Raw genomic sequence first — 20,453 nt, 5'->3', positions numbered from 1 at the left:
TTTTTGCGTTTTCAGAACATGTCCTGACGGGGGTCAGGCTAAAAACCGCTACGCTTTAACGTGTCAGTGCGCATACCGGAGACGAATGATGGTCGAACATGAAAACGATAAGATAGATAAGCACAGCGACGAGCTTGCCGTCGAAAGTGAAGAAAAACAGAGTGGGAAGAAGATAGAACTGGATGAGGATCGCCTCCCCTCGCGGGCGATGGCGATTCATGAGCATATTCGTCAGGACGGGGAGAAAGAACTGGAACGGGATGCGATGGCACTGCTGTGGTCCGCCATCGCCGCCGGGCTTTCGATGGGGGCTTCGCTGCTGGCAAAAGGGATCTTCCACGTCGAACTGGAGGGAGTACCCGGCAGTTTCTTGTTGGAGAATCTCGGCTATACCTTTGGCTTTATCATCGTCATCATGGCTCGCCAGCAGTTGTTCACTGAAAACACCGTCACCGCCGTGCTGCCCGTCATGCAGAATCCGACGCTCAGTAACGCGGGCCTGTTGATGCGACTGTGGGGCATCGTATTGTTGGGAAACGTGCTGGGCACCGGCGTCGCGGCGTGGGCCTTTGAATACATGCCCATTTTCAACGAAGAGACCCGCGATGCGTTCGTGAAAATCGGCATGGACGTGATGAAAAACTCCCCCACGGAGATGTTTGCCAACGCCATTATTTCCGGCTGGCTGATTGCAACCATGGTCTGGATGTTCCCGGCGGCGGGTGCAGCGAAGATCGTGGTGATTATCCTGATGACGTGGCTGATAGCGTTGGGTGATACCACCCACATCGTGGTCGGGTCGGTCGAAATTCTCTATCTGGTATTTAACGGCACGCTGCACTGGAGTGACTTCCTCTGGCCGTTTGCCTTACCGACGCTTGCGGGAAACATTTGCGGCGGCACCTTTATCTTTGCCCTGATGAGCCACGCGCAGATCCGCAACGATATGAGCAACGCACGCAAAGAAGAAGCCAGAATCGCGGCGCAAAAAAGAGACAATGCGCAGAAAAAAGAGGAAAAACAGTCCTGAATGGCGACGGTTTGAACAGTCAGGCGGCCACTCACTTACCGGGGCAAACAAAAACCGGTATACTCGTGCCGCCTCGTCCCCTTAGTTAAATGGATATAACGAGCCCCTCCTAAGGGCTAGTTGCAGGTTCGATTCCTGCAGGGGACACCATCCGGCCCACCGCGGTGAGCCGGAAATTGTCAGGTGTTAAAGGGTGACCGCGTGCACTTTTTCACCTGTTTTGAACGCTACCTCTCCGAGGCTGATGCACGCGACCGGGCAAACATGGCCGCACAGCAGACAACCGACGCATTTTTCGGTATTGCAGTGCGGAGTTCGCGTCTGTTCGTTCCACTCCATCGCCTGATGACCGCCGTCGAAGCAAGAAATGTAGCAACGACCGCAGCCGACGCATTTTTCCTGATTAATATGCGGGTAGACGATATAACTGCGGTCGAGCTCTTCTGCCGGAACGATATTGGCATTCGCCAGCCCCACCATCTCATCCAGCGAGTCGAAACCCTGATCATTAAGATAGTGCGACAGGCCGCTGATCATATCTTCAACGATGCGATAGCCGTACTGCATGATGCCAGTGGTCACCTGCAGCGTTGCCGCGCCTAACAGCAAGAACTCGGCAGCATCTTCCCAGGTTTCAATTCCACCGATACCGCTAATCGGAAAATCTTTCAGCTCAGGATGGGTGCGTAGCTGCTGAATGAAGCGCAGGGCAATCGGTTTCACCGCTTTACCTGAATAGCCCGAAATACTGGACTTGCCGTTGACGACTGGCAGACCTATTTTACGGTTGAGGTCAATATTGGTAATTGACTTGACGGTGTTGATGGCGGCAATACCATCGGCGCCACCGCGTTTCGCCGCCAGCGCAACCTCGCACATATCACCGATATTCGGCGTCATTTTAGCGAGCATCGGCAAAGAAGAGCCGCGTTTCACCGCCAGGCAATATTTCTCTACCAGTTCGGGGCTTTGCCCCACATCGCTCCCCATGGCGTGAGAGGTCATCTGCGGGCAGGAGAAATTGCACTCAATCATATCCGCGCCGGCCTCTTCGACCAGATGCGCCAGATCCTGCCACTGCTGCTCATTTTCCCCCATGATCGAGGCGATCAACACCTTATTCGGATAATCTTGTTTGAGCCGACGAATCGCCGCAAGGTTTTCCGCCAGCGGGTGCTCGGCAATCTGCTCCATGTTTTTAAAGCCGATAAATCCGGTGTCTTCTTTAATCAGATGGTCGAAGCGTGGAGAAACTTCGTTGGCGATAAAGAAACCGATGGTTTTAAAAACGATGCCGCCCCAGCCGCTATCGTAGGCTTTAGCGCACATCTCATAGCAATTGCCGACCGGGGAAGAGGAGAGGCAGAACGGATTGGGAAACGTCACGCCGCAGAAGGTAATAGAGAGATCTTTGGTTAGCATGATTACGCCTCCTCTAAATAGTGATGAATGGCTTGAGCGGCTTCTTTCCCGGTTTTAACGGCATACACCACGGTTTTATCTCCCTGAACGATATCGCCTGCGGCGAACAGTCCCGGAACTACAGTCTGGTAATGTCGAGTGTCGACGGTATTGCGTTGTACCCGAATACCGGAGAAGGCTTCCAGTTCGGCATGCTGGCCGACGGCGAGGATAATTTTTTCTGCGGTCAGAGACAGCTCGCCAGGTAGGCGCACATGTCTGAAGATGACCTTATTTCCGTCAACAGCCGTTGGCGTAAAGCCATCAATGATAGAGACGCCCAGCGCCTGGGTGGTGGTGAACTCTTTTTCACTGGCCGGAAACTCGGCAAGCTCTTCGCGCGCCACGCAGGTAACCGATTCACAGCCGAGAATTTTCAGCGTACTGGACACGTCCATGGCGACGTCGCCGCCGCCAATCACCAGCGCGCTTTGCGGCACGGATATGTCACCCGCCTTGCCACGCGTGCGTTGTAAAAAGTCGACGGCGATTTCTGCCGAACCCGCGTTATTGAATAACGGCAGCGACGCGCCTTTTGACAGGCCGACCGTCAGCAGGACCGCGCGATATTCGCCTTTGAGCGCCTCCAGCGTGACGGTATTTCCAATCTCGCAACCACAGCGGATTGTCACACCCATTTCCGTAATACGCGCAATTTCAGCGTCCAGCACCGATTGCGGCAGACGGAATTCAGGAATGCCGTGGCGCAGCCAACCGCCGGGTTGGGCCGTTTTCTCGAACACCGTGACGTCATAGCCCAGATTGCACAGCGTGACGCTGGCCTGCAACCCGGCAGGGCCCGCCCCCACGATGGCGACTTTGCCCTTATCTTTCCGGCCAGGCTGATAAATCTGCATCTGTGTTTGTCGTTCGAAATCGGTAACAAACCGTTGCAGACGGGCGATATCGATAGGTTTATCAATCCCGGAACGGGAACAACCCTGCTGGCAGAGTTTTTCCGTGGGACATACCCGGGCGCAGACGGCGCCAAGCGCATTATTTTCTCTAATGGTTTCGGCCGCGCCCTTAAAGTTACGGAAATAAACAGAGCGGATAAATTTCCCCGGGTCGGTTTCCGCCGGGCAGGACTGGCTGCACGGTGCGTCGTGACACAGCAGGCAGCGGGAAGCTTCTTTGATAGCCAACAAGGGCGTGAAGCCAGGAATCAGTTCATCCAGGTAGTCTCGTTGCGACATATGCCATTCCTTAATAATAAGTTTACGTAAGGCAAACTGAGTACAAATAGTTACGTATGAGGCTAGGCTTATGCCTGAATGGATGTTGTGAAAGCATTCACAGTTAACCGGATAAAAACTGTGGAATTACCGCGATCGCAAGAATAGATAAGATGCGAATAGAAACTATTTTTGTAATAAGAACGTATTAGTTTGTGTTATGCGAAAAAAACGGTTGCGAAAAGACTCGCATTGTCAGCACTACGCACTGGCAATCGGCACGTTTATGCGGGAATATCTCTTTTCAGATAAATAATCAGTCACGAATTCCTACGTAAATAACGTGTTTTTGTGCGGCAGAGAATTCTGTTATTGCTCCTTGTCAGCGGAATAACGTCGGTGTAATAATTCATAATTATACGCCACGGAATAAATAACTTATGGATGATATTATTCAACTTGAATATTATATGCGTCATGCTATATGTGAGGCCGAGGAAAGTCTGCGTGAAGGAAATAAAGGATTTGGTGCAGTCATCATCAAGGATGGGGAAATCATTGCCTCTGCGCATGATGGTGAGGAAACAGAATCAGACCCGACATCACACGCTGAAATTAATGCTATTAAACTCGCCGGGAAAAAGATCGGCAAAGATTTATCCGGTTGCCTTCTTCTCTCGACCAGTGAACCCTGTCCGATGTGTGCCTTCGCCATTGCGTGGTCAGGTATCAAAGAGATAGCTTATGGCTATTCTATTCAGGATGCGTTGGATCAGGGGCGGCGGCGAATTTTATTCCTCTGTACCGAGGCGTTTGAGAAAGCAGGAATGGATATTACCGTACATAAAGGTATTCTTCAGCGGGAATGCTCAACCCTTTATCGCGCGGATGTTCGAAATGAAATCAATAGACTACGTTCGGCGACCGATGACGATCTTAAGGCGCTGAATGCAGATTCCATTGCGCGTCGAACGGCCTGGTTCTGTGAGAATAGTGCGATACTGCGTACTGAACACAGCAATCTGTTAGAAGCAGCCCATCGCTTGCTGGTAAGCCGGTTTCACGCCACGGTGGATGAAATGCCTGTAGTGGCGAGAAGTGAAAAACAGATCACATTCCATTCCATGAATTTCTGTCCAACGCTGGAGGCGTGCAAAATATTACGTCTGGATACACGGCACGTGTGTAAACTCCTGAATGAAGATTCCACAAACAGGCTGGTAAAAAACATTGACCGCAGACTTCGTTTCTCACGGAATTACGCGAATCTGCGTCCCTATACGTCTTTTTGCGAAGAGTTTATCTCACTTGAAGATTGATATTTCAGGGGAAATCGTCCGTGAGATAGAAAGACATCATCACGGAAACGCGATATCCCCGCCGTGTTCACTCATCAGTCTTCGACGCCCGCCTGACTGGCCGGGCGTCGTCGTTTAGCGCTTCATTTTCCGGGTCGCGTAGAACGCGTCGGGGCTCATCCAAAACTCATGCGTCGTATCATGATTTTTGCGATTCTTAAGTTCACGCAGCGTAATGCCGCGAATCTTCCCTTCGGCAATCCGTCGCGCGATCTCCCCTGTACTGAGTCGCAACTGCTTTTTCATTACCGACAACAGACTGACCTGAAAAGCGGTCGTTAAGCTGATCGTGACCTTCACCTGTTGATGCCGGGCAAGCGTCACCCGCCACTGTTCGCGAACAGAAAAGTCCGGGCTCCCGGAGAGCTCGGCATTATTTCGCTTCAGAACCTGGCGATCGTGAGCGAAAAGCAGGATCGCGCTTGCGTCATTGGCAACGATCCGCGCATAAAGGTCGCGGTCAATACGGCTGACAGGGAGTCGCGAGAACAGACTGATATTCCAGGTATAATCGCAATGAAGGCACTTATAGATGCTCCAGACATCCAGCAGCTTCTTTTGCGAATTCATTCTGAAAGCCCCGGAAGGGATGAAATCGCGTTTGATATTGCAGGCAGGACAGCGCTTCGCAATGCGCTGATATCCCACGGGACTGACGGTCCATGTGACGTGCATGTTGACCCTTTTTTAACCCATACAAAAACGGATTCGTCCTGGACGAACCATGAATTTTGCTATGCGAAAAATATTTAAAGATATTTTTCAGTGGGTTAAGAAAAGATTTCCAGCACAACAATCCCTTGAGTTATCGATAAGCCAGCAAGACTAACAGACCCCTGGTTTCTCAATACATAAATCAAATCAATATTTGTGACACAACTATCATGGTTATTTGATCTGGCATCGGATTCTTCTCGAAAAATAACCGTATATTTATTCATCAACCACAGGATACAAGGAGCGTTAAATGTCACAGCAAGAACAGTTTTGCCATGCCTGCGGAATGCCACTTTCCGCACCCGATGCCAAAGGGGCGAGCGATAAATACTGTGCGTATTGCAGCGATGCCGAAGGCAATCTGAAGCCCTGGGGTGAAGCCGTTTCCGGTCTGGCGGGATTTCTGGATTCCTGGCAAAAAGTTGGCCCTGAGGAGTCACGTAAACGCGCAATCCGTTACCTGACGTCTATGCCCGCCTGGGCACACAAAGCAGACGACTAAACTGTCGATGCCAACCCAACGGTCGGATGCCGTCGTTATCCTGCATGAAATCTACGGCATCAATGCGCATATACGGCGTACCCGTGAAATGTGGCGGGCGCGCGGTTTCGATGTCTACGCCCCCGCACTTTTTCCGCATGACGCGCCGTACGGCTATGCTCAGCAGGATGAGGCGTATCGCTATTTTTCACACCACGTTGGTTTTGATCCACAACCCCTCTTAACGTTGCTTACCACACTGCGCGCGCAACATCGCAAACTGATTGTCATCGGCTACAGCACCGGGGCAACGCTCGCATGGCGGGTCGCAGGAAGCGGCTTGTGCGACGGGGTGATCTGTCATTATGGCTCTCGCATTCGTCAGTACAGCGATGAGTTACCGCACTGTCCTGCGCTGATGATCATGGCTCGCCATGAGCCGTCATTCGACCCTGCGGTGCTACAACAGAAGCTGGAAACATTGCCCCTGGTGCAATGCCATATGTACGATGCGCAGCACGGTTTTTGTGACGCGGACAGTCCCGGATACCTTGCGTGGCAGGCGCGTCATGCTGTCGCCGATGCCATCGCATTTGTTGACGCGGTCTGCGGATAGTCGACATGCGGCCTTTATAGCCAGCGGCGAACCTGTTTAGCGTAGTGCTCCCACTGTGCGCCAAAGCGCTTATGTAGCTGGAACTCTTCAAAATCGATATGCAATCGGGCCACCGCCAACATAAAGAACGGTACGGCAATCAGGCCTGGCAGACTGCCCATCCAGAGCGCAACGGCAAGTTGCACACCGGTCAGTCCAAGATAAATAGGATTTCGACTCCAGGCATAGCATCCGTGCGTGACCAGCGTCGTCGTTTTATCCGCCTGTAGTGGATTGAGCGTGGTGTGACTCACGTGCATGTGCCACGCGGTCGTCAGGATGACGCCAAGGCTTACTGCGGCAATCGCCAGACTCAGCACCTGGGTGACCAGGCCAAAGGTAAAATGTGGATTTGCGGTCAGACAATCCCCGACCACAAAGATTAATAAAATGACCGGCGGCGGAAACCGACTCCTGAGCTTTGCGAGACGCACGTTGATCTGTTTCATTTCTCTCCTTCTGCACCGCGACTATTTTGAGACTTTTCAGATCCCTTCGAATATTGCCTGATAAATTATTAATAAACTATGCTCAATACGGTGCGGTAATTCCTCTCTTTTCAAAAAGGTGATAATTATGGCCGGTTGGTTCGAATTAAGTAAGAGTACAAACGATCAGTTCCGTTTTGTATTGAAAGCAGGTAATGGTGAGGTGATCCTCACGAGCGAACTGTATACCACGAAGGCGGCGGCAGAAAACGGTATTGCCTCCGTTCAGTCGAATAGCTCGCTGGACGAGCGCTACGACATGAAGACAGCGTCGAACGGTAAGTTCTTCTTTAATTTAAAAGCAGGCAATCATCAGATCATTGGCACCAGCCAGATGTATGCCTCCGCGCAATCGCGTGATGTGGGCATCGCCTCAGTTAAAACAAACGGCAGCAGCAAAACGATAAAAGAACAGATCTGATTTTGACGTAATGGGCCAGATCGAGAAATACCGATCTGGCCTCTTAAATCAGAGAACCTTACTTAAAAATTCAGCCGTTCGCGGATTCACTGGCGATGTAAAAAGCACGTCAGGCGAGCCCTCTTCCTGGATAATACCGTGATCGATAAAGATGACCCGATCAGCCACTTCACGGGCAAACCCCATTTCGTGGGTGACAATCGCCATGGTCATGCCTTCGTTGGCCAGGTTCTTCATGACCTCCAGCACATCCCCGACTAACTCTGGATCCAGCGCCGACGTTGGCTCGTCGAACAGCATGATCGAGGGGTTCATTGCCAGCGCACGGGCAATCGCCACGCGTTGCTGTTGACCGCCCGACAGGCGCGAAGGCCAGGCGTCGCGTTTATCGCTTAATCCGACTTTTTCCAACAGCATTTCAGCCCGACTGACCGCATCACTGCGGGAGAGACCCAACAGCATCTGCGGCGCCATCATCAGGTTGTCCAGCACCGTCATGTGCGGAAACAGATTAAAACGCTGGAACACCATCCCTACGCTTTCGCGCATTTTATTGAGATCGGTTTTGCGATCGTGAACGGCAAAACCATTCACCATCACTTCGCCTTCGGTGACGGTCTCAAGCGCATTCATACAGCGTAAAAAGGTGCTTTTCCCGGACCCTGACGGACCAATGATGCACACCACTTCCTGCGGTTTGATATCACAGTCAATTCCGCGCAGAACATGGTTGTCACCAAAGTGTTTATGTAAATTTTTAATGTGGATCACTTTTACCAAACCTTTTTTCCAGACGGTTAACCAGCTGCGCCAGCAGGAAGGTGAGTACCCAGTACACCAGTGAAATGGTCAGGTAGGGTTCCCAGTAGGTTGCGTAAGCACCTGACACCGTACGCGCCGCGTAGGCCAAATCAGCAAGACCGATCGCCGAGGCGAGTGAGGAATCTTTGACAATCGCAATGGCGTTATTGCCCAGCGGTGGAAGAATACGGCGAAAAGCCTGAGGCAGAATAACTTTGCGCATGGTTTTCCACCATGGCATCCCCAGCGCTCGCGAGGCTTCCATCTGGCCGGGGTCAATCGACTGGATCCCCGCGCGGAAGATCTCGGAAACATAAGCCCCGGCATTCAGCGTGATCGCCACAATACAGGATAAGAAAGCCCCGTAGCCCGAGCGCAATTCGCGGGCAAAATCGGCGCTCATCAGCCCGCTGGTGACCAGCATTCCGTCACGAGGATTGATGAACAATGGCACCAGCGCAAAATGGACGACCATGATCTGAACAAACAGTGGCGTTCCGCGAAAGGCGCTGACGTAGAAACGAACGGGATATTGAACAAGATAGCGGAGCGCGTATTTCCAGAAGCCGTGCTCGGCTTTCGCCATGCGGCCCAGCCCCAGCGTCAGCCCCCAGAGTGTGCCAAGACAGACACAGATGATGGTGCATTTTATGGTCATCCACGCGCCTTCCATAAATAATGGCGCATACTCCTGGATGATTTCCCAACGAAATCCCGTCATGGTTTTCCCCTGCAAAAAAGCTGACACAGACCGCGTGTCAGCCTAAAAATAAATTAATAATGCAAATTACTCTGACGGAAGCGTCGGGACTTCACTGTCAAACCAGGTTTTATAAATTTTATCGTAGGTACCGTCAGCGATGATTTTCTTCAATCCCGCGTTAATTTTTTGCTGTAATTCGGTATTCCCTTTGGCGACTGCAATACCAAAATACTGGCGTTCAAACTTGGCATCCGGCACAAGCTTGAACTGTTTTTCCGGATGCTGCTTGATGTAGTATTTCACCACGCCAACATCGCCAACCGCCGCGCTGACGCCATCCTCAAACAACTCCTGCAGCATTAACGGGGTATTATCGAAACGCTTAATCGCGGTGCTGTTTTTCCCGAGAACACCAGAAACCACTATGTCGCCGGTGCTGGAGTTAACGACGCCAACCTTTTCCGTTTTCAGCGAGTCCAGAGAACTCACTTTTGAATCAGCCGGAACGACAATGGACTGCTCCGCCGGGAAGTAAGGGAGAGAAAAATCCACCATCTGCTTACGTTTATCCGTGATGGTGATCCCCGAGATAATGATGTCACGATCCCCGGAACCCAGCGTCGCGAAGATACCTTCCCACGGCGTATTGACCAGTTTGACATCAAAATTTTCTGCTTTAGCAATGGCTTTAATAATATCGATATCAAAGCCTTCCAGCTGTTTCTGGCTATTTTCAAATTCAAATGGGCGATAGGTGCCACCCGCGCCGACCACGTAGGTTTCTTGTTCGGCAAAAGCGGCCCCGGTCAACGCCATCATCAAACATCCTGCTTTTATCCACTGACTGAACATTCCCTTCTCCTGTTATTTTTATGCACATTTACTGCATAAAAATACCCAAACTGATTTCCTTATGCAATCACAATCTGATCCGCGGCTTGCCTGGCCGAATCGCCGCTTAGCGCGTCGCTTTCACAGCCTTAACGCCTTCTTGCGCCATCGCGACAAACGCCCTGGTGGCGGCGGTTCGCCAGGCACCTTTGCGCTGCAATAATACGGCCGTGCGTTCGAGCAGTTGTGGAGTCAGTGAAATGGCCCGCAGATCGTTGCTTTGCGTCGCGATAGGTGCAGGCAGTAGCGTGGATAATCCCGTGCGCCGCACCAGTTCCAGCACCGCGCTGATGGAATTGACCTCCATGAGGATCTGCGGTCGCAGTCCAGCCTGGCGGCAGTAACGATCAATCTGTTCCCGGGTAGCAAACTCTGCGCTCAATAAAATTAACTTTTCATTATTGAGCACGCTTAAATCCACCGACGCCTGCGCCGCCAGCGGATGATGATTCGCCACAACCAGAGCCAGGTTTTCGGTCAGCAACGGCCAGGCATCGATATCCGCAGAGTGAATCTCATCAAAGGCAATGCCGACATCCAGTTCATCGTTAACCAGCATCTCTTCGATTTTGTCCTGCGAGAGCTCCTGCAACTGTAAAGTCACATTGGGATAGCGGGTATAGAATTCGGCCAGTAGCGGGCCGATAAACCAGGCGGTAAAGGTCGGCGTCACCGCTACGCGCAGGGCGCCGCGGCTCAGATCCTCCACATCATGAATGGCGCGTTTGCCCTCTTCCAGCGCCTGTAGCGCGCTACGCGCATAACGCAGATAAACCTCTCCCGCATCGGTTAACCGGGTCGAACGCCCGCTACGATCGAACAACTGAACGCCCAGCGCCTCCTCCAGTTGCCTGATTTGCTGTGAAAGCGCCGGTTGCGAAACGTGCAGCGCCGCCGCTGCACGAGTGAATCCGTGATGTTCCGCGACGGCAAGAAAATAGTGGGTGTGTCGATCCAGCATCGCTTTTACCTATAAGATTTTCCAATAGACTCCATTATAAATGAGTCTTTTATCTTATGATACGAAGCGCGTAGCCTGTGTTCATCGCATCGCGAGACAGAGGATTATTCGTGAAAGAGATTATTGATGGCTTCCTGAAGTTTCAGCGCAAAGTATTTCCTGAACGCGCGGAATTGTTCAGACGCCTTGCCACCCAGCAAAACCCCCGGGCGTTATTCATCTCCTGTTCGGACAGCCGTCTGGTTCCCGAACTGGTCACGCAGCGCGAGCCTGGCGATCTGTTCGTGATCCGCAACGCCGGTAACATTGTGCCGTCATACGGTCCGGAGCCCGGCGGAGTGACCGCCTCGGTGGAATACGCCGTCTCTGCGCTTCGCGTCACCGACATTGTGATCTGCGGACACTCGGACTGCGGTGCGATGACCGCCATTGCCGGCTGTCACTGTCTGGATCACATGCCCGCCGTCAACCACTGGCTGCGTTATGCGGACTCCGCTCGCGTCGTCAATGAGTCACGAACGCACACCTCTTTGGCTGAGAAAACGGCCTCGATGGTGCGTGAAAACGTCATTGCGCAACTCGCTAATATCCAGACCCATCCTTCCGTGCGCCTCGCGCTCGAAGAGGGGCGCATTGCGCTCCACGGCTGGGTTTACGACATTGAAAGCGCAGAGATTGCCGCTTACGACGGTGCCAGCAGACAGTTCGTCTCTCTGGCGAACAACCCAGACACCTGCGCGATGCCTTACCGCCAGCCATCCGCAGCCTGAGCTATTTTTTAACGTATCAAAGAGGTTTCATCATGATTCAGTCGCAAATCAACCGTGACATTCGCCTGGCCCTGGCTGACCAGATCCTGCTGAGCAAAGCCAAAAAAGATCTCACATTTGCCCAGCTTGCGGACGGCACCGGCTTATCCGAAGCCTTTGTCACCGCAGCGCTGCTCGGTCAACATGCTCTCCCGGCCGATGCTGCGCGTCTCGTCGGCGAGAAGCTGGCCCTCGACAGCGACGCGGTACTGTTGTTACAAACCATCCCCCTGCGCGGCAGTATCGACGATCGCGTACCGACAGACCCGACGATGTACCGTTTCTATGAGATGTTGCAGGTTTACGGCACGACGCTAAAAGCGCTGGTCCACGAAAAATTTGGCGACGGCATTATCAGCGCCATTAATTTCAGGCTGGATGTAAAAAAAGTGGCGGATCCAGAAGGTGGCGAACGCGCCGTGATTACCCTGGATGGCAAGTATTTGCCGACGAAGCCTTTTTAATCCATCAGAACGGTACGCGCAGGCGTATCGTTTTTCTTTTATCTGCTCACAGGAGTAAAGCATGTCTGCACATGATAACTATCTGCAACAGGCCCTGGCCCTGGCGGCCCGCAACGTTGAACAGGGTGGACGCCCGTTTGGCGCAGTGATTGTTCGCAACGGCGACGCGATCGCCGAAGCCGTCAATACGCTGCACCTGGATGATGATCCCACCGGGCATGCGGAGCTCAACGCCATTCGGGCGATTGCCGCCCAATCAGGCAGCGCGGCACTCCGCGAATGCGTGGTTTACGCCAGCGGGCAACCGTGCCCGATGTGCCTTAGCGCGATGTATCTCACCGGGGTGAAAGAGGTCTGGTTCGCCAACAGCAATGGCGATGGCGAAACGTTCCGTCTCTCCACGGCGGCCATTTATCAGCAGCTACAGCAGCCTCTCGAACAACAAACGCTGCCCGTTCATCATCTTCCACAGCCTAACGGTCTGGCGGTGTATCAACGCTGGGCTGAAAAACGGTCATGAACAAAACCTCCCGCGTTGGCCTGATGCTGCTGGTTCTGGTGCTGATTGGCCTGAACATGCGTCCGCTGCTGACCTCTGTCGGCCCGCTTTTACCGCAGCTGCGCGCCGCCAGCGGCATGAGCTTTGCCGTGGCGTCGCTGCTCACGGCGCTACCGATGATCGCCATGGGCGCGCTGGCGCTGGCTGGCGGATGGATCAATCGCCATATCAGCGAGCATGTCAGCGTCGCCTTAAGTTTGTTGATGGTGATGACCGGCGCATTGCTTCGTGAACTGGCGCCGCACAGCGTTGTGCTGCTCAGCAGCGCTCTGCTGGGCGGTATTGGGATTGGCATCATTCAGGTTGTGATGCCCACGGTGATTAAGCGGCTTTTTCATCGCCGCATGCCGCAGGTGATGGGACTCTGGTCGGCCGCATTGATGGGTGGCGGGGGACTCGGTGCGGCGCTGACGCCATGGATCGCGCAACGCAGTGAACTCTGGCACCGCTCGCTGGCATGGTGGGCCTTGCCCGCGCTGATCGCTCTGGTTGGCTGGCTGGCGCAACGCCGCTCCGCAGAGATGCCGCTCACTCATCCGAAAGGTGCCGCCGTGCGCGTCGTCCTCAACCCACGCGCCTGGACGCTGGGGCTTTATTTTGGCGTGATCAATGGCGGCTATGGCAGCCTGATTGCCTGGCTGCCGCCGTACTATATTCAACTAGGCGAAAGTGCGCAGTTCAGCGGCACGCTGTTGGCACTGATGACCGTCGGTCAGACGGCGGGAGCGCTGATATTGCCAATGCTCGCGCATCATCAGGATCGCCGTAAACTGCTGCTTTTCACGCTGGCATTACAGATGCTCGGCTTTTGTGGTTTTATCCTCTGGCCCACGCAATTGCCAATTCTCTGGGCTGTGGTTTGCGGTATCGGCCTGGGCGGCGCATTTCCTTTATGTCTGGTGCTGGCGCTAGACCATGCCCGACATCCGGTAATATCCGGTAAATTAGTTGCTTTCATGCAGGGGATTGGTTTTATTATTGCCGGCCTCTCTCCCTGGCTCTCCGGTCTCTTGCGCAGTCTGAGCGGCAATTACTGGCTTGACTGGACGTTCCACGCCCTCTGTGTCACCGGGCTGATGGCGCTCACACTGCGCTTCGTACCCTCACGCTATCCGCAGGAGTGGTCTGTCGCCGAAAAAGACGCGAAATAAAAGAAGGGGAATTAACCGGCTCGTTCTTGTTGAGCCTGACAACGAAAGTGCCAGCGAACTGGCACTTTCCCACTCGATGCGATAACCGGATATAAGAAATGGCAATCATCAATATTAATGATTTATTGCCGGGGCTATTAACGCTTACCGTAACCCACCATAAAACGAATCATCAGGCCGCAGGCAGGTGAAAGAAAAAGAAACAATCCTGTGACCATTTCGTCACCGGCAGTCAACCACATCGTGGTGTAGTATATCAGCACCGCCAGAATGACCATGCCAAGAAGCGCGCTAATGGCTGATACCCAACCTAAAACCTGCGCGATATAACCACTGACACCCAGGATACTTGCGAGCAGAAAAGCTAAAAAAAAGATCATCGCCGTACCTCCTTTTTGCGTGAACTCCGAACGTAAACCCTTACTCTCCTTATACTTTCAATCATAAACTAAAGCGGTATCTCCGGCAAATATCACAACTTTTTTATAACAATTTTAATTATACGAATATTCCGCATTGTGCTTTTCTAACCTTATTAAAAACAAACAATTAAAAAGCACGACATTATTTTTTATACGCAATGCAAATATTTACGCTTCTTGATTAATTATTTGTGGCTGACATTAATCTCCAGGTGGTACATTATGCGTCCAGCATTCATGCCCCTCGTGGTTTTATCCTGACGCAGTTTTACACTCTTTGCAGGAACCATTGTCGTACATGATGGCCTAAGACATTGAGTGTACCGCGTTGGAGAATACGTCTTCTGCGATACAAAAATGGGTATCTTTAGAAGGTATTTATGTTCCCAACATGCAAATTTTCCCGCGCGTTCCTGCATCCGCGTTACTGGCTCACCTGGTTTGGCCTCGGTGTGCTCTGGTTATTGGTGCAACTGCCCTACCCTGTTCTGTGCTTTCTCGGCACCCGGACGGGCGCACTGGCGCGCCCCTTCTTGAAACGTCGCGAGTCTATCGCCCGTAAAAACCTTGAGCTCTGCTTCCCGTCTTATTCTCAGGAACAGAGAGAAAAGATGATCGAAGAGAATTTCCGTTCTCTCGGGATGGCGTTGCTGGAAACCGGTATGGCCTGGTTCTGGCCGGACCGTCGCGTGCGTAAATGGTTTGATGTTGAGGGACTGGATAACCTGCAACGCGCGCAGGCGCAAAATCGCGGCGTGATGGTCGTTGGCGTTCACTTTATGTCACTGGAGCTGGGTGGCCGGGTAATGGGGCTTTGCCAGCCGATGATGGCAACCTATCGTCCACACAACAATCCGCTGATGGAGTGGGTACAGACCCGCGGACGGATGCGTTCGAATAAAGCGATGATCGGCAGAAATAATCTGCGCGGTATCGTTGGTGCCCTGAAAAAAGGGGAAGCCGTCTGGTTTGCACCCGACCAGGATTACGGCCCGAAAGGCAGTTCTTTCGCTCCGTTCTTCGCCGTTAAAAACGTGGCGACCACTAACGGTACCTATGTGCTGTCGCGCCTGTCCAGTTCCGCGATGCTCACCGTAACGATGGTCAGAAAAGCCGGTAACTGCGGCTACCGTCTGTATATCTCCCCGGAGATGCAAGGCTACCCGGCGGATGAAAATCAGGCTGCTGCCTATATGAACAAAATTATCGAGAAAGAGATCATGCGCGCCCCCGAGCAGTATCTCTGGATCCATCGCCGCTTTAAAACCCGTCCAATGGGTGAAGCCTCGCTTTACATTTAAAAAGGCCGCAAGGCCTTTTTTATTGCCTGTCGCCCGCCAATAACCTTGATTATACTAGGGTTTTCACCCTCGTTTTTCGGACTGTACATCGCGTCGCTCAAAGGGGGTTTATTACCCTCTGCAATTATACTGTCGCCGAATCCCGACAGTTGTAAGTTACTAAAAGTAAATAAAAAAATGCCTCTTGTCTCGCCTCATTTTTAGGCGTACATTAGCGCCGTCTGGAGCAATCAACGCACAGAATTCTGAGGTGATGCCGCAAACGAAATGAGGAATATTCCGGGTTTCGTTTTTACCGGTATCAGCTCTCTATAATCAGATGAGATGAAATTCATTCAGGCGTATCAGTTATTGCGCGGAGAGATGAAAGTGAAATATTTCTTTATGGGCATTTCTTTTATGGTCATCGTTTGGGCCGGTACGTTTGCTCTGATGATCTAAAGACAACAATGCAGCAAAGAAAACAGGAGCCGATGGCTCCTGTTTGCGTCTGGAGGGACCGGGGTTTTACTCAAGCGTCTCTGAGGTTGATTTCGTCCCGGCTGGCAGTAAGCCATCGGCGCGGAACATTGATTTAATCCCTCTGATCGCCTGACGAATGCGATCGCGGTTCTCAATCAGCGCGAAGCGGACATGGGTATCACCGTAATCACCAAAACCAATGCCTGGCGATACACACACCTTGGCATCGTTCAGTAGCTTCTTCGCAAAGTCCAGCGACCCCATCCCGGCATACTGTTCCGGGATCTTCGCCCACACATACATCGAAGCCTTCGGCATTTCGACCATCCACCCGGCCTCATGCAGTCCTTTCACCAGCACGTCACGGCGACGCTTATATTGCTCGGCGATATCCCGTACGCACTGCTGATCGCCTTCCAGCGCCGCTATCGCAGCAACCTGCAGCGGGGTAAACGTCCCGTAGTCGTGATAGCTCTTAATCCGCGCCAGCGCGTTGACCAGCGTTTTGTTACCGACCATAAAGCCAATACGCCAGCCGGCCATGTTGTAGCTTTTCGACAAGGTGAAAAACTCCACCGCCACGTCGCGGGCGCCAGGCACCTGCATGATGGACGGCGCTTTCCAGCCGTCGTAAACGATGTCGGCATAGGCCAGATCGTGCACCACCAGCACATCGTAACGCTTCGCCAGCGCGACCACTTTCTCAAAAAATTCTAACTCAACGCACTGTGCCGTTGGGTTAGATGGGAAACCGAAGATCATCATCTTCGGCTTCGGATAACTTTCGCGAATCGCACGTTCCAGTTCGTTGAAGAAATCGATACCTTCCACCAGCGGAACGGAACGTACCTGAGCGCCGGCGATCACCGCGCCGTAAATATGGATGGGATAACTGGGGTTCGGCACCAGCACCGTATCACCGTGATCGAGCGTGGCCAGCATCAGATGCGCCAGCCCCTCTTTTGAGCCGATGGTGACAATCGCTTCGGATTCCGGATCGATATCGACATCATAGCGTTCCTGGTACCACCGGGAGATGGCCCGACGCAGACGCGGAATACCGCGAGAAGTGGAATAACCGTGCGTATCCGGACGCTGCGCCACGGTACACAGTTTTTCGACGATATGAGGCGGCGTCGCGCCGTCCGGGTTCCCCATGCTGAAGTCGATAATATCTTCGCCGCGCCGACGCGCAGCCATCTTCAGTTCAGCGGTGATATTAAAAACATAAGGGGGAAGACGATCAATACGCGTAAAGCGACGTTCAGGGCGAGAGTCAGCCATAATATCCTCAGATTCACGTTAGCGCCCGGACCGTCCGAGCGACGCTGCCACGATGGTGGCATGTTTAGAAAATAGCCTGATTAAAATCCTTCTGTCGAGAGGGAAAGGAAAATATTTTTTCGTTCACCAAAAGAGGAACGATAATTTTAAAAGGGGAAATAATAGGTTTACTACACCGCTTAATGTTACTTTTCAATAACATTTTGTTGCTATGGTAATAACCATGAAAGCAGGCGTTTTATGAGATGTATTGTAAATACACCAATCAACCATCAATCCCCTTTTAAAATCATGGTTTTTCCTCATTAGCCGCAAGATCTCAGCAGGCTGGTCATCCGCCCTGCGGTTACCTATCATAGGGCTTTAACCCTTTGGCAAGAGTCCCCCCGTGCACGAAATATTTACCATGCTGCTGGCCGTGTTTGACCGCGCAGCGCTGATGCTATTTTGCCTGTTCTTTCTCATCCGCATCCGCCTGTTTCGCGAGCTGCTGCATAAGTCTGCCCATACGCCAAAGGAACTGCTCGCCGTCACCGCGATTTTTTCGATGTTCGCATTGTTCAGCACCTGGTCCGGCGTACCGGTAGAGGGGTCACTGGTGAACGTGCGGATCATTGCCGTGATGTCCGGCGGCATCCTGTTTGGTCCGTGGGTCGGCATTATTACGGGGGCGATCGCCGGGACGCACCGTTATCTGATCGACATTGGCGGTGTAACGGCGATCCCCTGCTTTATTACCAGCATTCTGGCGGGCTGCCTCGCGGGCTGGATTAACCGCAGGATCCCCAAAGCCCAACACTGGCGCGCCGGGATTTTAGGCGGCATGCTTTGCGAAACGCTGACGATGATTCTGGTGGTTCTCTGGGCGCCAACCACTGAACTGGGGCTGGATATTGTCTCGAAAATCGGTATTCCGATGATCCTCGGCAGCGTCTGTATCGGGTTTATCGTGCTGCTGGTTCAGAGCGTTGAGGGGGAGAAAGAGGCGAGCGCCGCGCGGCAGGCCAAGCTGGCGCTGGATATCGCCAATAAAACCCTGCCCCTGTTTCGCAAGGTCAATAGCGAATCGCTGCGCCAGATCTGCGAAATCATTCGCCACGATATCCACGCCGATGCGGTCGCCATTACCAATACCCAGCATGTGCTGGCCTACGTCGGCGTCGGGGAAGCAAACTACCGCAACCACGATGACTTCGTCAGCCCGACCACCCAACAGGCGATCAATCACGGTGAAATCATCATTAAAAACAATGATGAAGCGCACCGCACGCCGGAGATCCACTCCATGCTGGTCATTCCATTGTGGGAAAAAGGGGTGGTGACCGGCACGTTAAAAATTTACTACTGTCACGCCCATCAGATCACCTCGTCATTGCAGGAAATGGCGGTGGGTCTGTCGCAGATTATCTCGACCCAGCTCGAAGTCTCCCGCACCGAGCAATTGCGGGAAATGGCAAATAAGGCAGAGCTACGTGCGCTGCAAAGCAAAATTAATCCTCATTTCCTGTTTAACGCCCTGAACGCAATTTCATCATCGATTCGACTTAATCCGGACACTGCCCGTCAGCTCATTTTTAATTTGTCGCGTTATCTGCGCTATAACATTGAGTTAAAAGATGACGAGCAGATCGACATCAAAAAAGAGCTGTATCAAATCAAGGATTACATTGCCATTGAACAGGCCCGTTTTGGCGACAAGCTGACCGTGATTTATGATATTGATGAAGAGGTCAACTGCTCCATCCCCAGCCTGCTGATACAACCGTTAGTGGAGAACGCCATCGTCCACGGCATTCAGCCCTGCAAAGGGAAAGGCGTGGTAACGATTAGCGTCGCCGAGTGCGGCAACCGGGTGCGTATTGCCGTCAGGGACACTGGCCACGGTATTGACCCGAAAGTGATTGAGCGCGTGGAATCCAACGAAATGCCGGGCAATAAAATTGGCCTGCTTAATGTCCATCATCGCGTTAAGCTGTTATATGGTGAAGGCCTGCATATACGCCGCCTGGAACCCGGCACCGAAATCGCCTTTTATGTCCCCAACCAGCGTTCGGCAACGGCTACGCCCGCCACGTTATTGCTTTAAGCCGGAGTAACACTGTGAAAGTCATCATCGTTGAAGATGAATTCCTCGCCCAACAGGAACTCAGTTGGCTGATTAAAGAACATAGCCAGATGGAGATTGTCGGGACGTTTGACGACGGTCTGGATGTACTGAAGTTTTTGCAGCATCAGCGCGTCGACGCCATTTTTCTCGATATCAATATTCCGTCTCTGGACGGCGTTTTGCTGGCGCAAAATATCAGCCAGTTCGCCCATAAGCCGTTTATTGTGTTTATTACCGCGTGGAAAGAACATGCGGTTGAAGCGTTCGAACTGGAAGCGTTTGACTATATTCTCAAGCCGTATCAGGAATCGCGGATTGTCGGAATGCTGCAAAAACTGGAGGCGGCCTGGCATCAGCAGCAATCCGGCACCACTGCTGTCGGCCCCATCACCCGTGAAAACGACACCATCAACCTGATCAAAGATGAGCGGATCATCGTCACCCCGATCAACGATATTTATTACGCCGAAGCGCATGAGAAAATGACGTTTGTCTATACGCGACGGGAGTCGTATGTGATGCCCATCAACATCACCGAGTTCTGCAACAAACTGCCGCCCGCGCATTTTTTCCGCTGCCACCGCTCGTTCTGCGTCAACCTGAACAAGATTCGCGAGATCGAGCCGTGGTTTAACAATACCTATATTCTGCGGCTCAAGGATCTGGAATTCGAAATTCCCGTCAGCCGCAGTAAGGTGAAAGAATTCCGGCAGTTAATGCATCTGTAGTCGACTGAATTGTGCTACCGCCAG

At 52.5% G+C, this 20,453-nt stretch carries 23 protein-coding genes and 1 tRNA gene; 14 read left to right on the top strand and 10 right to left on the bottom strand.

The features are described from left to right. Positions 1–88: 88 nt before the first annotated feature. Together WM46_RS01455 and WM46_RS01450 are read left to right on the top strand one after the other, a co-directional pair. Complete coding sequence (locus WM46_RS01455) at positions 89–1,030, top strand: formate/nitrite transporter family protein (protein ID WP_102603751.1); 942 nt, start codon at positions 89–91, stop codon at positions 1,028–1,030. 75 nt (positions 1,031–1,105) lie between these two features. Further along, positions 1,106–1,180 (top strand) — tRNA-Arg (locus WM46_RS01450). A gap of 36 nt (positions 1,181–1,216) precedes the next feature. On the opposite strand, the gene preA is transcribed toward WM46_RS01450, so the two are convergent. Together preA and WM46_RS01440 are read right to left on the bottom strand one after the other, a co-directional pair. Next, positions 1,217–2,452, bottom strand: a complete 1,236-nt coding sequence (gene preA, locus WM46_RS01445) for an NAD-dependent dihydropyrimidine dehydrogenase subunit PreA (protein WP_102601237.1) — start codon at positions 2,450–2,452, stop codon at positions 1,217–1,219. A gap of 2 nt (positions 2,453–2,454) precedes the next feature. Beyond that, complete coding sequence (locus tag WM46_RS01440) at positions 2,455–3,687, bottom strand: NAD(P)-dependent oxidoreductase (RefSeq protein ID WP_102601236.1); 1,233 nt, start codon at positions 3,685–3,687, stop codon at positions 2,455–2,457. Between the two features lie 419 nt (positions 3,688–4,106). On the opposite strand from WM46_RS01440, the gene WM46_RS01435 reads away from it, so the two are divergent. Then, complete coding sequence (locus WM46_RS01435) at positions 4,107–4,985, top strand: nucleoside deaminase (RefSeq protein ID WP_061074859.1); 879 nt, start codon at positions 4,107–4,109, stop codon at positions 4,983–4,985. Between the two features lie 114 nt (positions 4,986–5,099). Here WM46_RS01435 and WM46_RS01430 read toward each other — a convergent pair whose 3' ends face one another. Further along, complete coding sequence (locus WM46_RS01430) at positions 5,100–5,699, bottom strand: DUF1062 domain-containing protein (protein ID WP_102601235.1); 600 nt, start codon at positions 5,697–5,699, stop codon at positions 5,100–5,102. Between the two features lie 292 nt (positions 5,700–5,991). Here WM46_RS01430 and WM46_RS01425 point away from each other — a divergent pair, with 292 nt between their 5' ends. Further along, positions 5,992–6,243 (top strand): zinc ribbon domain-containing protein, encoded by a 252-nt coding sequence (locus WM46_RS01425; protein WP_102601234.1) that lies wholly within the window; start codon positions 5,992–5,994, stop codon positions 6,241–6,243. Positions 6,244–6,250: 7 nt separating this feature from the next. Next, entirely contained in the window at positions 6,251–6,838 is a 588-nt protein-coding gene (locus WM46_RS01420) for a dienelactone hydrolase family protein (RefSeq protein ID WP_102601233.1), read from the top strand. A gap of 14 nt (positions 6,839–6,852) precedes the next feature. Here the strand turns inward: WM46_RS01420 and WM46_RS01415 are convergent, their stop codons facing one another. Next, positions 6,853–7,326 carry a methyltransferase family protein gene (locus tag WM46_RS01415; RefSeq protein ID WP_061074862.1) on the bottom strand — a complete coding sequence of 158 codons (474 nt, stop codon included), beginning with the start codon at positions 7,324–7,326 and terminating at the stop codon, positions 6,853–6,855. Positions 7,327–7,453: 127 nt separating this feature from the next. Here WM46_RS01415 and WM46_RS01410 point away from each other — a divergent pair, with 127 nt between their 5' ends. Further along, entirely contained in the window at positions 7,454–7,786 is a 333-nt protein-coding gene (locus WM46_RS01410) for a YegP family protein (protein WP_061074863.1), read from the top strand. 48 nt (positions 7,787–7,834) lie between these two features. Here WM46_RS01410 and WM46_RS01405 read toward each other — a convergent pair whose 3' ends face one another. The 4 genes from WM46_RS01405 to cynR all read right to left on the bottom strand — a co-directional run bounded on the left by WM46_RS01405 (position 7,835) and on the right by cynR (position 11,142). Beyond that, positions 7,835–8,557, bottom strand: coding sequence for an amino acid ABC transporter ATP-binding protein (locus WM46_RS01405; RefSeq protein ID WP_061077914.1), 723 nt, complete (start codon positions 8,555–8,557; stop codon positions 7,835–7,837). Then, positions 8,544–9,308 (bottom strand): amino acid ABC transporter permease, encoded by a 765-nt coding sequence (locus WM46_RS01400; protein WP_061074864.1) that lies wholly within the window; start codon positions 9,306–9,308, stop codon positions 8,544–8,546. The genes WM46_RS01405 and WM46_RS01400 overlap by 14 nt, the downstream gene beginning before the upstream one ends. Before the next feature lie 66 nt (positions 9,309–9,374). Further along, complete coding sequence (locus WM46_RS01395) at positions 9,375–10,142, bottom strand: basic amino acid ABC transporter substrate-binding protein (protein WP_102601232.1); 768 nt, start codon at positions 10,140–10,142, stop codon at positions 9,375–9,377. 106 nt (positions 10,143–10,248) lie between these two features. Beyond that, on the bottom strand, positions 10,249–11,142 hold the full coding sequence (gene cynR, locus WM46_RS01390) for a transcriptional regulator CynR (protein WP_102601231.1): 894 nt from the start codon (positions 11,140–11,142) through the stop codon (positions 10,249–10,251). 110 nt (positions 11,143–11,252) lie between these two features. Here cynR and WM46_RS01385 point away from each other — a divergent pair, with 110 nt between their 5' ends. From WM46_RS01385 to WM46_RS01370, 4 genes are all read left to right on the top strand, one after another. Further along, positions 11,253–11,912, top strand: a complete 660-nt coding sequence (locus WM46_RS01385; protein ID WP_102601230.1) for a carbonic anhydrase — start codon at positions 11,253–11,255, stop codon at positions 11,910–11,912. 32 nt (positions 11,913–11,944) lie between these two features. After that, a complete protein-coding gene (cynS, locus tag WM46_RS01380) occupies positions 11,945–12,415 on the top strand; it encodes a cyanase (protein WP_061074868.1) in 471 nt (156 codons plus the stop codon). A gap of 61 nt (positions 12,416–12,476) precedes the next feature. Beyond that, positions 12,477–12,935, top strand: a complete 459-nt coding sequence (locus WM46_RS01375) for a nucleoside deaminase (protein ID WP_102601229.1) — start codon at positions 12,477–12,479, stop codon at positions 12,933–12,935. Next, positions 12,932–14,125, top strand: coding sequence for a cyanate transporter (locus WM46_RS01370; protein ID WP_102601228.1), 1,194 nt, complete (start codon positions 12,932–12,934; stop codon positions 14,123–14,125). Before WM46_RS01375 ends, WM46_RS01370 begins: the two co-directional genes overlap by 4 nt. A 137-nt stretch (positions 14,126–14,262) precedes the next feature. Here WM46_RS01370 and WM46_RS01365 read toward each other — a convergent pair whose 3' ends face one another. Beyond that, positions 14,263–14,505 carry a DUF2545 family protein gene (locus tag WM46_RS01365; protein WP_061074870.1) on the bottom strand — a complete coding sequence of 81 codons (243 nt, stop codon included), beginning with the start codon at positions 14,503–14,505 and terminating at the stop codon, positions 14,263–14,265. A gap of 422 nt (positions 14,506–14,927) precedes the next feature. Here WM46_RS01365 and lpxP point away from each other — a divergent pair, with 422 nt between their 5' ends. Next, positions 14,928–15,848 (top strand): kdo(2)-lipid IV(A) palmitoleoyltransferase, encoded by a 921-nt coding sequence (lpxP, locus tag WM46_RS01360; RefSeq protein WP_102601227.1) that lies wholly within the window; start codon positions 14,928–14,930, stop codon positions 15,846–15,848. A 369-nt stretch (positions 15,849–16,217) separates the two neighbouring features. Then, on the top strand, positions 16,218–16,289 hold the full coding sequence (gene ypdK / locus WM46_RS01355; RefSeq protein WP_010723117.1) for a membrane protein YpdK: 72 nt from the start codon (positions 16,218–16,220) through the stop codon (positions 16,287–16,289). Positions 16,290–16,355: 66 nt separating this feature from the next. Here ypdK and alaC read toward each other — a convergent pair whose 3' ends face one another. After that, positions 16,356–17,594 (bottom strand): alanine transaminase, encoded by a 1,239-nt coding sequence (alaC, locus tag WM46_RS01350; protein WP_102601226.1) that lies wholly within the window; start codon positions 17,592–17,594, stop codon positions 16,356–16,358. Between the two features lie 388 nt (positions 17,595–17,982). Between alaC and WM46_RS01345 the strand changes: the two genes are divergently transcribed. Continuing rightward, positions 17,983–19,680 (top strand): sensor histidine kinase, encoded by a 1,698-nt coding sequence (locus tag WM46_RS01345; protein WP_102601225.1) that lies wholly within the window; start codon positions 17,983–17,985, stop codon positions 19,678–19,680. Positions 19,681–19,694: 14 nt separating this feature from the next. Further along, the gene (locus WM46_RS01340; RefSeq protein WP_102601224.1) at positions 19,695–20,429 is read left to right on the top strand and encodes a LytR/AlgR family response regulator transcription factor; all 735 of its coding nucleotides are present in this window, start codon (positions 19,695–19,697) and stop codon (positions 20,427–20,429) included. Positions 20,430–20,453 lie beyond the last annotated feature (24 nt).

Origin of the sequence: Citrobacter freundii complex sp. CFNIH2, assembly GCF_002880615.1 — a bacterium.
Taxonomy (GTDB): Bacteria; Pseudomonadota; Gammaproteobacteria; order Enterobacterales; family Enterobacteriaceae; genus Citrobacter_A; species Citrobacter_A amalonaticus_F.
The sequence above is the reverse complement of the archived record's forward strand: the minus strand, read 5'-3'. Positions and strand labels throughout refer to the sequence as shown.